We start from the raw sequence: 13869 nt of genomic DNA on the forward strand, positions 1-13869 counted from the left end.
CTTCGCACAGGTGTGCCATTGCCCTGAGACACGGTCAGGCCTAGATTCCAGGGCATGAAGCTTCTCAAGAAACTGCTGATCGCGCTGCTCGTGATCGTCGCCATCGTTGCCGCCTGGGTTGCCTGGTCGATCCACGGGTCCTCGGCCGAGTACACGCTCAACGAAACCTCGGGCCCGAAACCCAAGCTGGCGCGGCCCGAGGGCCAGACGATCCCGACGATCAAGACGGCCGACCCGATCGGCTGGAAGGATGGCGAGGCTCCGGTCGCAGCCCAGGGCCTGCAGGTCACCCGCTTTGCCGACAAGCTCGATCACCCCCGCACCGTGGTGACCCTGCCCAACGGCGATGTTCTGGTTGCCGAGACCAATTCGCCACCGCGCAAGGTCGAGGGTATCACCGGCGCGGTGATGGGCTATCTGTTCAGGAAGGTCGGCGCGGGCGGCCCTTCGCCCAACAAGATCGTGCTGCTGCGCGATGGCGATGGCGATGGCAAGGCCGAGCAGCGCTTCGTGATGGAGAACCCGGCGCTGGATTCGCCGTTCGGCATGGCCTTCCGCGAAGGGCGCCTGCTGGTGGCGAATCACAATGCGGTGCTCTCGTTCCCTTATGAACTGGGCCAGACCACGCTGACGGGCAGCCCCGAAAAGCTGATGGACCTGCCCGGCGGCGGCAACCACTGGGCGCGCAACCTGCTGCTTTCGCCGGATGGTTCGAAGCTTTACGTCACGGTCGGCTCGGCATCCAACATTGCCGAGGGTGGCATCGATGCCGAATATCGCCGCGCTTCGATCCACCAGTACGATTTCGCCAAGAAGAAGTCATTCGAGTATGCAGGCGGCCTGCGCAACCCGAACGGTCTGGACTTCAATCCCTACAGCGAAGAACTGTGGACCGTGGTCAACGAGCGCGACATGCTCGGATCGGACCTCGTGCCCGATTACCTCACCAACGTGCCGTTCGGCGCGAACTATGGCTGGCCGTGGGTCTACTGGAAGAACAACATCGACCAGCGCGTGACGGCGCCGATGCCGGAATACATGCTCGATTACGTGCGCAAGCCGGAATACGGCCTTGGCGCGCATGTGGCGCCGCTCGGCCTTGCCTTTGCCAAGGGCGGCAACCTGATGGGCGACAAGTTCCAGCAGGGCGCGTTCATCGCGCGCCATGGTTCATGGAACCGCCGTCCGCTGTCGGGCTATGACGTCGTTTTCGTGAAGTTCGACACGCGCGGCAACGTCCTGCCCAATCCGCCGGTGCCGGTGTTGACCGGCTTCCTTGCCGACGAAAACACCGCGCACGGACGCCCGACCTGGGTCGCCTTTGCCAAGGATGGCGCGCTGCTGGTCAGCGACGATACCGGCGGCGTGATCTGGCGCGTGGTTGCGCCGGGGGCAAAACCGGCAGCCGCGATCACGCCACTCCCGACGCGCACGGCACCGCCCCAGCCCAAGGGCACCGGCAAGTTCATCATGAAGCCGAACGCAGATTCGGACCTTATGAAGCCGCAGCAGTAAGCGCTTTTGCCCACCCCTGAACCCTCCTGCCTGCGAGAGGGGCGTAAGATCGCGCTTATGCCCTCCCACACGCGGGAGGGCTGCGAGACTTGGCGGGCTGGAGGCGAGGTCAGTCGCCGCGGGGCGGACAGATCAGAGCGACCGGCCAGCCCGTCCTGCCAGTTCGTTGACGTACTGCCACGCCACGCGGCCGGAGCGCCCGCCGCGGCGTTTTGACCATTCCAGCGCATCGCCTTCCTCATAGGCCAGGCCAAAGTGCGCGGCGTAGCCAGCGATGATCCCGAGGTAATCGTCCTGCGTGCAGTTGTGGAAGCCAAGGCTCAGGCCGAAGCGGTCGGCAAGGGCGAGACGATCGTCCACCACGTCGCGCGGGTTGATTGGATCGTCCTGCTCGGAAAGATGGCGCTCCACGATCGCGCGACGGTTAGACGTTACCGCGAGGCGCACGTTTGCCGGTCGCGCCTCTACGCCGCCTTCCAGCCACGAGCGCAACTTGCGCGCGCCGTCGCTGTCGCCCGCGTCGAAACCGAGATCGTCGAGGAAGACGAGGAAGCGACGGTCGATCTTGCGCAGGATCGCGAAAAGATCAGCCAGGCCAGCGTCAGGGCTGGCCTGCACCAGTGCGATGGAACCGGGCAGCGCGGTCTGCGCCGCCAGCGTTGCCGCCCGCAGCAGAGCCGACTTGCCCATACCGCGCGCACCCCACAGCAGCATGTCATGCGCCGCAGCACCGCGCGAAAGCCGCGCGACGTTTTCGACCACGGCTGCCTTCTGCTTGTCGATCCCCTGCATCAGACTCAGCGCGGGCGCTTCCAACGGATCGATCCCGCGCGCCGCCTTGCCGTCCCAGACATAGGCGGGGAAGGCGAGCCAATCGGCACTGGCCTCGCGCGGCGGGGCAAGGCGCTCAAGCGCCTCGGCGATGCGGGTGAGCAGGGCGTCGGTCATGGCCAGGCGATTATCGGGCCGGCGGTTATCCGGCAAGCGCCTCGCTGTCGAGATCGTAGAGCAGCGCTGCGCCTGCCATCGCCGAGGAGCCGAGGCCGCGCGCCTCGGGCACGATCACGCGGTTGAAGAACTTGGTCACGGCGATCTTGCTGTGCAGGTCCGACGCGCGCGATTGGCGGGCCAACTGCCACCCGGCAACGGCAACCGCGCACATCGTGGTAAAGGGCACGGAACCTGCCAGCTTGTCGTCAAGCGAGGCGGTCGTGCTCATCCACTGGCCGATCGCAGCGGCATCCTTGGCCAGAGCCGCGACTTCGGGGACGTCTTCCATCTCAGACGCGATTTCGGCCATCAGTGCCTGCAGCACGCCGCCGTTGTCGTAACCGAGTTTGCGCGTGACGAGGTCTGCCGCCTGGATGCCGTTGGTGCCTTCATAGATCGGGGCGATGCGGGAATCGCGCAGGTGCTGGGCGGCGCCGGTTTCCTCGATGAAGCCCATGCCGCCGTGGACCTGAATGCCGAGGCTGGCGACTTCGCAGCCGATATCGGTGCCCCACGCCTTGAGCATCGGCACGAGCAGTTCGGCGCGCTTCTGGGCCGCGTCATTGCCGAGTGCGCCGCGATCGACCTGGCCTGCCGTGTAGTAGAGCAGGGCGCGGCTGCCTTCGGTCAGGGCGCGCATGCGCATCAGCATACGGCGCACGTCGGGATGCTCGATGATCGCGACCGGGGCCTTGTCGGCCGAACCGGCGCGGGCCGACTGCACGCGGTCTCGCGCATAGGCCCGCGCCTGCTGGAACGCGCGCTCGGCGATCTGGACGCCCTGGCTGCCAACATTGATGCGGGCCGAGTTCATCATCGTGAACATCGCGCGCAGGCCACCATTCTCATGGCCGACCATCTCGCCGATACATTCGCCCTCGTCGCCATAACTCATCACGCAGGTGGGCGAGGCGTGGATGCCGAGCTTGTGCTCGATCGAGACGCAGCGCACGTCGTTGCGGGCGCCGATCGATCCGTCCTGTTCCACGTGAAACTTCGGAACGATGAACAGCGAAATGCCGCGCGACCCCTCCGGCGCACCGGGGGTGCGGGCAAGAACGAGATGGACGACGTTGTCAGCAGCGTCATGCTCGCCGAACGTGATGTAGATCTTGGTGCCGACGATGCGCCACTTGCCGGCGTGCGGCCCTTCGGTGATCGGCGTGGCGGTGGTGCGCAGGGCACCCACGTCGGAGCCGGCCTGTGGTTCGGTCAGGTTCATCGTGCCCGACCATTCGCCGCTGATCAGCTTGGGCAGGTACATCGCCTTCTGCGCTTCGCTGCCGTGATGCTCCAGCGCCTCGATCGCGCCGACGGTGAGCATCGGCAGCAGGGTGAAGCCCATGTTGGCCGCGCCCAGCGTTTCGAGCGTGGCAGTGGCCAGCGTGAACGGCAGGCCTTGCCCGCCGAACTCGGTCGACCCGGCAATCGAGTTCCAGCCCTGCTCGACGAAGGCCTTGTAGGCATCGACATAGCCGGGCGGCAGAGTGACCTCGCCATCGCGCCACTTCGCGCCGATCTGGTCGCCCGCGCGATGAAGGGGTGCCCATTCACCCGCGGCGAACGCGCCAATGCCCTCGACGATCGCCTCGACCAGATCGGGCGTGGCGGCGGCAAAGCGTTCGCTCTGGGCCAGTTCGTCGATCCCGGCGCTCACGCGGATGGCGAGCAGCTGGTCGGCGGTGGGCGGCGTGAAAGTCATCGTCCTCTCCTGTCTCGCGCAATCTCAGGCGCAGGGCATGTGCGCTTGGCGCGGGGCCTGGCTCTCCCTATAGCGAGCCTGATGGAGCCGACAAAGCCTTCCAAAGTGCATCTGTCCGACGCCCGGGGACTGGAGCTTGCCGCGCAGGTGATAACGCGCGGCGGAACTGTCGCCGTGCCGACCGAGACGGTCTATGGCCTGGCCGCCCGCGCCGACGACGATGCGGCGGTGGCCGGGATCTATCAGGCCAAGGGTCGGCCCGATTTCAACCCGCTGATCGTGCACGTGCCCGACGTTACGGCAGCCGAAGCTCTGGCCCGGTTCGACGAGCGCGCGAGAAACCTGGCAAAAGCCTTCTGGCCCGGCGCGCTGACCATGGTCCTGCCCCTGCGCGAGGGCGCAGGATTAGCCCCCGCAGTCAGTGCCGGATTGCCGACAGTAGCCCTGCGCTGCCCGGCACATCCGGTGATGCAGGCCCTGTTGAAAACCTGTGGATTACCGCTCGCTGCGCCGTCGGCGAATCGCTCGGGCGGAGTGAGCCCGACCAGTGCAGCCCATGTCGCAGCCTCGCTGGGTGACCGCGTCGATCTGATCCTCGATGGCGGGGAAACGCGGCAGGGAATCGAATCCACCATCGTCGGCCTGCGCGCGGATGGGTCGTGGACCGTGTTGCGGCCAGGCCCGATCACCGAGGCCGAAATTGCCGGCGTTCTGGGCGGACAAAGCGCCGCCATGACGTCAGCAAAGATCGAGGCTCCCGGGCAGTTGGCGAGCCACTACGCCCCGGGCAAGCCGGTGCGACTGAACGCTGCGGAGGCGGGGGCAGGGGAGTTCCTGATCGGTTTCGGCGACATCGCCGGAGACGTGACGCTGTCTGCTTCGGGCGATCTGGCGGAGGCAGCGGCGCGGCTCTACGCCTGCCTGCATCACGGCTCGGCAGCGCCGCAGCCGCTTATCGCCGTGGCGCCGATCCCCGACCATGGCATCGGCGTGGCGATCAACGACCGCTTGCGCCGCGCTGCTGCCTAGTCGCGAGCTTCGTAAGGCACGCTGGCGCGCATCGCGTCCATCTCGGCATAAATGCTGCGGGCGTCCTCGCATGCGTCATCGTCGCCGCGGCTGCAATCTTGGCGAGCCTTGTCATATTCGCGTGACAGCTTGCCGTAACGCTCTTCGCGGCGGCGGATTTCGCGGCCGCGCTTCTGATCCCGCTCGGACTCGCTGACGGTCATGCGATCGTAGACGCCGGCGGTGGTGTCGATCGCCTTTGCGCCCACCCGCACCGGTGCCGTCGCCAGATCGAACGCGCTTTTGGCGACGCAGCCTGACAGCGCGAACGCGAGAATGAAAAGTGCTATGAGGCGATGGCGCATGGACTTCTCCCTCAAGGGAAAAATCCCACCCTACTAGATACTTGGCAAGCAGGACCTGCACCGGTTTGGTCCTTGCCGCGCCGATCCGGTGCAGGTCCTGCAGAAGATCACTGCTCGTCGGCTTCAGCAGTCGCCTCCACCCGGGCCGCGTCCGCGTCATCGCTGTTCGGCGTGACACCGTTCTCGCAGACCAGCTTGCCCGAGCCCATGGCGCTGACCTTGCAGGTGGCGCGGCCGAACACGCGCACTTCGCCCGAACCCATGATGTTGGCGTTGACGTGGCCGTTGGAGGCGAAGCGGGCGTTGCCCGAACCGGCGACGTCGACCTTGACCTCGTCGACCGTCAGCCCGTCCATTTCGGCATCGCCGCTGCCGGCCACGGTCATCTTCAGTTCCCTCGCCTTGCCAGCGGCGCGCAGCTTGCCCGAACCGACCACGTCGATGCCGAGCTTCTGCGCGTCGATCGCGCGCGCCTCGACCACGCCCGATCCGGCGACGGTGATCTTGGCATCATCGCCGCCGAGCTGGTCGGTGGTCAGGTTGCCGGAACCGGCGAGCACGACCTCGTTCAACGCCGGAAGCGTGACGTTGACGGTCGCCGCGCGGGTTGACTGACCAAGCTTCCAATCCTCGCGCGTGATGCCAAGCTGGCCTTCCGACAGGGCAAAACGCAGCTTGTCGGCGCCTTCGCCCTCGACCGTGATCGCCAGCTTGTCGCCCCGGGTGATACGGACATTGTCCGGACCCAAAAGTGCAATTCCGGTCGGCGCAGCGCCGCTCATGTCGAGATCGGCAAGCGGAACGCCCTTCTTGCCATTGAACGAGATGTTGCCGCCGTCACACCCGCTGAGTGCAGTGGCGAGACCCATGACAGCAACGCCAGCCAAAGTCCGTAAAAGGGGCGCGCGAACGAAATTCCTGAACATGACGAAGTCACTCCTGCCGCCATTCCTAACTGTATTGCCGATATAACACGGTGATACGATATCGGCCAAGTCGTTGGTGGAGCCAAGGCAGGAGTTGGTCGTTCGAGACAAAGGCCCGCGACGATCAACCCGTCGACGAGATCGACAGATCGGTGAACAGAAATTCCCCGGTCGAGCAAATGACCCGCACGACTGGCGAATTGATCGCTGTGGCAAATGTCCTTTTGCTTCCGGCAAAGTTGATCGAGACCGAGGTGCCAGTCAACCGCAGCGAGAACGGCAGGGCCTCACCCACCGGCAGCACATTGATCGGTTCGCTTTCGACTTCCTTGCCGCCGGCAAACTCGTCCCACTGCAGAAGCTGGATAGCCAGCTTGGGGTCCTTGATCGACTTGTCGACCAGCTTGGCCGGCATCGCGGTGATCTTGATGCCGGCAATATCCACCGGCGCTTCACCGGGATTGCCTGCAGACTGTGCAAATCCGATCCGCACCAAGGGCGCGTACTTCTTGAACTCCGCGAGATCCCGGACCTGCACCTTCCCGGTGACCGTAACCGATCCATCAGGGACCGGCAGCAACAGCTCCGAGAAATGGTCGCCCCGGGTATCGCAGTCATACGAGATAGCCGAGGCTTTCGCCTGTACGGGAAGGGCCGTCAGCAGAAAAACGGGCAAAAGGGCAAGTGCAGCAGATTTCACAAAGTAATCCCCCAAGTCAGGCCAAAGAGCGCTCCGACCGCCGGGATGGTCCTTCAGGACAATGTGAAAAGCCAGAGACAATGCTTCCATCGCAACGAAAAAGGCCCCCGGTTTCCCGGAGGCCTGTTTCATGCACCAGTGCGTGAAACGGATCAGGCCGTTTCGTAGTACTTTGGCGCGTGTTCGTTGAGGATCGCGAGGATCTTCTTGAGCGCGGCAGGCTCGTCAGTCTTTTCCATCGCCGCGAGTTCGCGGGCGAGGCGCGAGGAGGCTGCTTCGAAGATCTGGCGCTCCGAGTAGGACTGTTCCGGCTGATCGTCGGCGCGGAACAGGTCGCGCGTCACTTCGGCGATCGACACGAGGTCGCCCGAGTTGATCTTCGCTTCGTATTCCTGGGCACGGCGCGACCACATGGTGCGCTTGACCTTGGGCTTGCCCTTGAGCGTATCGAGCGCTTCGCGCAGCGTCTTGTCGGACGACAGCTTGCGCATGCCGATCGCTTCAACCTTGTTGACCGGAACGCGCAGAGTCATGCGTTCCTTTTCGAAGCGCAGCACGTAGAGCTGCAGCTTCATGCCGGCAATTTCTTCGTCCTGAAGTTCGACCACCCGGCCGACACCATGCTTCGGATAAACGACGTAGTCCCCAACATCGAAGGCGAGAGCCTTACCTGCCATTGGTAATCCTTTCGACGCGGGCAGGACTGGCAAACGGAGGTTAGCGAAGCCTTGGGGGAAATAGGCATGAGTCCGCCGGATCGACGGTCATGCGAGGCTTGCGATCCGGTTGCTGTTCTTGTCCTGCCGTTTTTCGTGGTGAAAGACGCCGGACAGGCATGAACCCACCGGCGCTTGGGGCATGATATAACACTTCGGCAACAAAATTACCACCCCTGAACGCACTGCAGCGCAGCGGAAATCGTTTGCTGTCTCCGTTGCGGAGCCAACAAACGCCTTACGCTGCGCCGGCAGAGGGATGGAAGGGCAACGGCGACCTCAGCCGCCGACCCCTGCAACCTGCTGGAATCAGTCGCCTTCGCCGGGTTCGGCTGAGAAGTACTTGTCGAACTTGCCTTCTTCGCCCTTGTGCTCGTCGGCGTCTTCGGGCGCATCCTTCTTGGCGGTGATGTTCGGCCATTCCGCCGAATACTTGGCGTTCAGTTCAAGCCACTGCTCAAGCCCGGATTCGGTATCGGGCAGAATCGCTTCTGCCGGGCATTCCGGTTCGCACACGCCGCAGTCGATGCACTCGCTGGGGTTGATCACCAGCATGTTCTCGCCCTCGTAGAAGCAGTCAACGGGGCACACTTCGACGCAGTCCATGAACTTGCAACGGATACAGGCGTCGGTGACGACGTAGGTCATGGCGATTTGATCCCTCAGGTCTTCGTTTGAGGCCGTGCTAGAGGCCTTTGGGCCGCCCCGTCAAGCGGGCGCTTGACCGGGCGACGATTGGTCAGGAATTTCGACCACGCGATAGCACGATTGCGCTTCGGTTGCCGGACCGCGCCGGGCGGGGATGGCGAGAACTTCGATCACCGTCACCCGGCTGCGCATCGGCAGGACCAGCACGTCGCCTTGCTTGATACCGGCACTGCATCGCTCGATCCGGCGGCCGTTGAGGCGGATATGGCCGGCGGAAACCCAGTCCTGGGCAAGGCCGCGACTGCCGGCGAAACGGGTGAACCAGAGGAACTTGTCGATCCGCAAGCAGGCTCTCTCCTTGTCCTATCGCGCCACCAGTTCGGCAAGCGCGGCGAATGCGCCGGTGGGTGGCGGCTTGGGTCTTTCCGGGTCGGTTGCAGGTTCGCGGCGGGATGGCCGCCAGTCCCACAACGGCGGATGCGGCGGGCCGTATGCCTTTTCGGGCAGGCTCCGGCCCATGTGCACGCGAAAGCCACCTGCGCGAAGCAGCGCGGCATAGGCGGCGGTAGAAAGGCTCATCGATCGCGCCACCGCAGGATCGAGGAACACGCGTTTCGCCTTCGTCCCCATGCGCGTGGCGTGCGCGGCGTGGAGCAACTTTTCGGCCAGATCGACGCGCAAGGCCTCGTTGCCGAGGCGGCGGTATCCGGCAGGAGCGATTCTGGTATGGACCACGGGCTGCATTGTCTCGGGCGGCAGGGGCGCGGGCTTGCCCCAGATGCGCGCCAGACGGTGCCACGCCTGCATCGCGCCCGGCCGCAAGGCGTTGGGCAGGAACAGATCAAGCGCACCAATGCGGACGCCCAGCTTCTTCAGGCGCTGGCGCTGGCCCGCGTCGAGCCGGTCCAGTCCCGAGCCCTCCCGCACCAGCACCCCACCCGCTTCGACCAGGTGAAGCAGCAACGCGCGCAGCTCAGGTCCCGAAGCGGGATCGCGGCTCGCATCGTCGAGCGCGAGCAGGGGCTTGAGATGGCGCTGATGTTGCGCCTGCAGCCATGCCTCCAGCGCCGCGACCACCTCAGCCTTGTCGTCGGGAGCAAGCCGGTCCAGCGCGACATCAGGCTTGAGCCGAGGGGCCAGCATGGCCCGCCCGCGCTCGAGCTTGGCAACCACCGTGTCCTGCCAGACCAGCGCAGTGTCCTCGAACGCGATGCCGTTCGATTCACGCGCCGCTTCAGCCAGAGCCTTGGCGCGATGGCGCAGCAGGCCCGGCAGGTGGCGCTCGGCCGCAGCCAGAAGCAGGCGACGATCCTCGGCGCGGGCGAGGGGATCGACGACGAAGCGGAAGCCTTCGAGGTGGCCGATCGGCTCGTCATCGACGAGAACTGCGCCTTCGTCCGCCAGGCGCACCGGCAGCAGCGAGGCGTCAGCGCCGGCCTTGCGCATCAGCACCGCGGTGCGGCGGTTGACGAAGCGTTCGGTCAGCCGCGCGTGCAGCGCATCGGACAGCCGCGCCTCGACCGCGCGGGCACGGGCCGACATTTCTTCCTTGGCCAGCACCCAGTCCGGCCGCTGCGCGATATAGGCCCACGAACGGATCGCCGAGACGCGCGCCTGCAGCGTGTCGATATCCCCGGAAGGATTGTCCAACTGGGCAATCGCCTGCGCCACGTAGTCTGCGCCAAGGTAGCCGTGGCGCAAGTCCTGCCACAGGCGGGCGACAAAGCGGCTGTGCGTTTCCTCGCCCTGCGAGCGGAAGTCGGGCAGGCGGCAGACCTCCCAGAAGCGTTCGACCGCACGCTTGCCACGCACGCTGGCAACAGTTTCGGGATCTTCGGCGAGGCGCTTGAGCACGGCGAGGTCGATGGCCTGGGGCGGCGTTACCAGTTCGGGGCGCGGGGGAATGCTTTCGAGGTCCTCGATCAGCGCGGCCAGATTGTCGAACCGCGGCTCCGCCTCGCGCCAGAACAGACGGGTGAGGGGCGGGAAGCGGTGTTCCTCGATCGCGTAGATTTCCTCGTCGGTGAACTCTGGGTTCGTGCCACCGGCTCCGGCGAGCGTGCCGAACGTGCCATCGCGCTGATGCCGCCCGGCGCGTCCGGCAATCTGCGCCATTTCTGCGGTGGTCAGCCGTCGCTGGCGGTGACCGTCAAACTTGGAGAGGCCGGCGAAGGCCACATGGTGCACGTCGAGGTTGAGGCCCATGCCCACCGCATCGGTGGCCACGAGGTAGTCGACCTCGCCCGCCTGATACATCGCGACCTGGGCATTGCGGGTCTGCGGGCTCAATGCACCCATGACCACTGCCGCGCCGCCCCTGAAGCGCCGCAGCATCTCGGCCATGACGTAGACCTGCTCGGCGCTGAACGCGACGATCGCGCTGCGCGGCGGAATGCGCGAGAGCTTCTTGGCGCCGACATGGCTCAGCGTCGAAAAGCGCGGGCGGGTGACCACTTCGGCCTCGGGCACCAGCGCCTTGATCATCGGCTCCAATGTCGAGGAGCCGAGCAGCATCGTCTCCTCGCGTCCGCGCGTGTGCAGCAGGCGGTCGGTGAAGACGTGACCGCGCTCGGGATCGGCGGAAAGCTGGGCCTCGTCGAGCGCGACAAAGGCAAGATCGGGGCGCGAGGGCATGGCCTCGACCGTGCAGAGGTGCCAGCGCGCGCCCTTGGGCTCGATCTTCTCCTCGCCGGTGATCAGCGCGACATTGTCCGCGCCCTTGATCGCGCAGACCCGGTCATAGACCTCGCGCGCCAGCAGCCGCAGCGGAAAGCCGATCGCGCCCGAGGAATGCGCGCAGAGCCGCTCGATCGCGAGGTGGGTCTTGCCGGTGTTGGTCGGCCCGAGCACCGCCTTGACCACGCCGGTATGCGCAGGTCTCCGAGGCTGGGCAGGAATGCGCGGGGCCATGTGTCTGAATGTGGCGGGCATGATGCCCATAAACAAGAAAGGGCGGGGAATTTATCCCCGCCCTCGATTCTCGCGCGCTTCGGGCGCTTGCCGATTCCCGGAGTTACTGGTTCATCGTCGCGAAGAAGTCTTCGTTGGTCTTCGAATCCTTCATCTTGTCGAGCAGGAATTCCATCGCATCGACGGTGCCCATTTGCATGAGGATGCGGCGCAGGACCCACATCTTCGAAAGCTGGTCCTTCGGCACGAGCAGCTCTTCCTTGCGGGTGCCGCTCTTGCCGACGTCGAGCGCGGGGAAGATGCGCTTGTCGGCAACCTTGCGGTCCAGCACGATTTCGCTGTTGCCGGTGCCCTTGAACTCTTCGAAGATCACTTCGTCCATGCGGCTGCCGGTATCGATCAGGGCCGTCGCAATGATCGAAAGCGAGCCACCTTCCTCGATGTTGCGCGCCGCGCCGAAGAAGCGCTTGGGGCGCTGCAGGGCATTGGCGTCGACACCGCCGGTCAGCACCTTGCCCGATGACGGCACCACGGTGTTGTAGGCGCGGCCAAGGCGCGTGATCGAATCCAGCAGGATGACGACGTCACGCTTGTGCTCGACCAGGCGCTTGGCCTTCTCGATCACCATTTCGGCAACCTGCACGTGGCGCGTGGCAGGCTCGTCGAAGGTCGAGGAGATGACCTCGCCCTTCACGCTGCGCTGCATGTCGGTGACTTCTTCCGGACGCTCGTCGACCAGCAGGACGATCAGGAAGACTTCCGGATGGTTGTCGGTGATCGCCTTGGCCATGTTCTGCAGCAGCACGGTCTTGCCGGTGCGCGGCGGCGCGACGATCAGCGCGCGCTGGCCCTTGCCCTGGGGGCTGACCAGATCGATCACGCGGGCCGACTTGTCCTTGACCGTCGGGTCGAGCGTGTCGAGCTTCAAGCGCTCGTTCGGGTAGAGCGGGGTGAGGTTGTCGAAGTTGACGCGGTGGCGCACGGCCTCCGGTTCATCGAAGTTCACCTTGATCAGGCGGGTGATCGCAAAATAGCGCTCGCCATCCTTGGGCGCGCGGACTTCGCCTTCCACTGTATCGCCGGTGCGCAGGCCCCACTTGCGGACCTGGTTGGGTGAAACGTAGATGTCGTCCGGCCCGGCGAGGTAATTCGCCTCGGGGCTGCGCAGGAAGCCGAAGCCGTCAGGCAGGACTTCGATGGTGCCGATACCGAGGATTTCCTCGCCGTCTTCCGCCATTTCCTTGAGGATGGCGAACATCAGGTCCTGGCGGCGCATGGTGCTGGCGCCTTCGACCTCGAGCTCTTCGGCCATCTGGACCAGCTCGGCGGGGGTCTTCTGCTTGAGTTCCTTCAGGTGCATTTCGTGTTTTTCCAAAGGGTTGGATAGATGGCCGGAAACCTCTGAAGGGCTTGGAGAAAGCGAGAGGGCGGCTGCATCGATCGGCAGCACATCTGCATTCCGGTTCGCCGCAGATATGCCTGCGCCAGCCGATAGTCAATTGTGGATAGGGGCAGGGGGGTGGTATCCTGCTCGCATCAACCGGAAAACCGGCCTGTACGAGAGGACATGACCATGATCAGACTGCCCCGCCGCAACAGCGCCTTTCCCCGCCTGCAGGCGCACGATGCCCCGGCCAATGCCTGGGGCTCGCAATGGAAGCACTTGCCGCGTTCGCCTTTGCGATTGGTGCGCAATGCGATGCGAGATGGATTGCGGACCTTGCGCGGCTAAACAAGGATTTCACACGCGAAGACGCAAAGGCGCGAAGATGTTGCGCTTCGCCGAAGGCGAGTGAACAATCGCGGCAATTGATTGACGCACATCGCCTGCGGCAATCGCAACCTCTTTGCGTCTTCGCGTCTTTGCGTGAAACCGGAATCAGAACGGCTTCACGATCACCATGATCACGATCACTGCAGCGGCAATGCCGGGGATCTCGTTGAGCATGCGCAGTTTCTTGCCGGACAGTTTGCGAACGCCTTGGGCGAGGGCTTGCGCATAGCTCGCCAGCCAGAAGTGATAGGCCGTCAACACGAGCACGAAGGCCAGCTTGAGGTGGAACCAGCCTTGCGCGAACGCGCCGATGTCCATGGCCAGCAGCAGGCCGAGCACCCACACCACCACCAGCGCCGGCCACATGATGATCTTCATAAGCTTGCGCTCGCGATCCACCCAGATCGCATTCTCGGGCGAACCTTCCGGCGCTTCCTGGTGATAGACGAAGAAGCGCGGCAGCATGAACAGGCCGGCCATCCAGAAGATCACGAAGATGACATGGCCCGCCTTGAGCCAGAGATAGAGCATCGCCAATACCTGCTGCATCTGTTGCGGCTCCGCCTGCCAGTGCGCCCCTGCTGAGGGCTATTTCGGCGCGGAAACCGTGGTTTG

At 64.8% G+C, this 13869-nt stretch carries 14 protein-coding genes; 3 read left to right on the forward strand and 11 right to left on the reverse strand.

Translation table 11 applies throughout. The features are described 5' to 3' along the window. Positions 1–54: 54 nt before the first annotated feature. Positions 55–1515: a sorbosone dehydrogenase family protein gene (locus C7W88_RS05485; RefSeq protein ID WP_118072799.1), complete on the forward strand. Its 1461-nt coding sequence runs from the start codon at positions 55–57 to the stop codon at positions 1513–1515. Positions 1516–1647: 132 nt separating this feature from the next. On the opposite strand, the gene C7W88_RS05490 is transcribed toward C7W88_RS05485, so the two are convergent. Further along, entirely contained in the window at positions 1648–2463 is an 816-nt protein-coding gene (locus tag C7W88_RS05490) for a DUF815 domain-containing protein (protein ID WP_118072800.1), read from the reverse strand. 25 nt (positions 2464–2488) lie between these two features. Next, positions 2489–4207, reverse strand: coding sequence for an acyl-CoA dehydrogenase (locus C7W88_RS05495; protein WP_118072801.1), 1719 nt, complete (start codon positions 4205–4207; stop codon positions 2489–2491). An 81-nt stretch (positions 4208–4288) separates the two neighbouring features. Between C7W88_RS05495 and C7W88_RS05500 the strand changes: the two genes are divergently transcribed. After that, positions 4289–5236 carry an L-threonylcarbamoyladenylate synthase gene (locus tag C7W88_RS05500; RefSeq protein ID WP_118072802.1) on the forward strand — a complete coding sequence of 316 codons (948 nt, stop codon included), beginning with the start codon at positions 4289–4291 and terminating at the stop codon, positions 5234–5236. Here C7W88_RS05500 and C7W88_RS05505 read toward each other — a convergent pair. From C7W88_RS05505 to rho, 8 genes are all read right to left on the reverse strand, one after another. After that, positions 5233–5580, reverse strand: a complete 348-nt coding sequence (locus C7W88_RS05505) for a hypothetical protein (RefSeq protein ID WP_118072803.1) — start codon at positions 5578–5580, stop codon at positions 5233–5235. The two genes, C7W88_RS05500 and C7W88_RS05505, sit on opposite strands and share 4 nt — an antisense overlap. Positions 5581–5687: 107 nt before the next feature. Further along, positions 5688–6449, reverse strand: a complete 762-nt coding sequence (locus tag C7W88_RS05510; RefSeq protein WP_118074593.1) for a head GIN domain-containing protein — start codon at positions 6447–6449, stop codon at positions 5688–5690. A gap of 181 nt (positions 6450–6630) precedes the next feature. Beyond that, positions 6631–7206 carry a hypothetical protein gene (locus C7W88_RS05515; RefSeq protein WP_205525254.1) on the reverse strand — a complete coding sequence of 192 codons (576 nt, stop codon included), beginning with the start codon at positions 7204–7206 and terminating at the stop codon, positions 6631–6633. Positions 7207–7358: 152 nt separating this feature from the next. Beyond that, positions 7359–7883: a CarD family transcriptional regulator gene (locus C7W88_RS05520; protein WP_011443787.1), complete on the reverse strand. Its 525-nt coding sequence runs from the start codon at positions 7881–7883 to the stop codon at positions 7359–7361. A 348-nt stretch (positions 7884–8231) separates the two neighbouring features. Continuing rightward, positions 8232–8570 carry a ferredoxin FdxA gene (gene fdxA, locus C7W88_RS05525; protein WP_118072805.1) on the reverse strand — a complete coding sequence of 113 codons (339 nt, stop codon included), beginning with the start codon at positions 8568–8570 and terminating at the stop codon, positions 8232–8234. A 60-nt stretch (positions 8571–8630) separates the two neighbouring features. Beyond that, entirely contained in the window at positions 8631–8915 is a 285-nt protein-coding gene (locus C7W88_RS05530) for an RNA-binding S4 domain-containing protein (RefSeq protein ID WP_118072806.1), read from the reverse strand. Between the two features lie 18 nt (positions 8916–8933). Next, positions 8934–11480: a helicase-related protein gene (locus tag C7W88_RS05535; protein WP_240344844.1), complete on the reverse strand. Its 2547-nt coding sequence runs from the start codon at positions 11478–11480 to the stop codon at positions 8934–8936. Between the two features lie 103 nt (positions 11481–11583). Further along, positions 11584–12840 (reverse strand): transcription termination factor Rho, encoded by a 1257-nt coding sequence (rho, locus tag C7W88_RS05540; protein ID WP_039333211.1) that lies wholly within the window; start codon positions 12838–12840, stop codon positions 11584–11586. 207 nt (positions 12841–13047) lie between these two features. Here rho and C7W88_RS22565 point away from each other — a divergent pair, with 207 nt between their 5' ends. Then, positions 13048–13212, forward strand: a complete 165-nt coding sequence (locus tag C7W88_RS22565) for a hypothetical protein (protein ID WP_162895925.1) — start codon at positions 13048–13050, stop codon at positions 13210–13212. Between the two features lie 147 nt (positions 13213–13359). Here the strand turns inward: C7W88_RS22565 and C7W88_RS05545 are convergent, their stop codons facing one another. Then, positions 13360–13803, reverse strand: a complete 444-nt coding sequence (locus tag C7W88_RS05545) for a CopD family protein (protein ID WP_118072807.1) — start codon at positions 13801–13803, stop codon at positions 13360–13362. Between the last annotated feature and the right edge of the window lie 66 nt (positions 13804–13869).

It is taken from the genome of Novosphingobium sp. THN1 (assembly GCF_003454795.1).
GTDB lineage: Bacteria > Pseudomonadota > Alphaproteobacteria > Sphingomonadales > Sphingomonadaceae > Novosphingobium.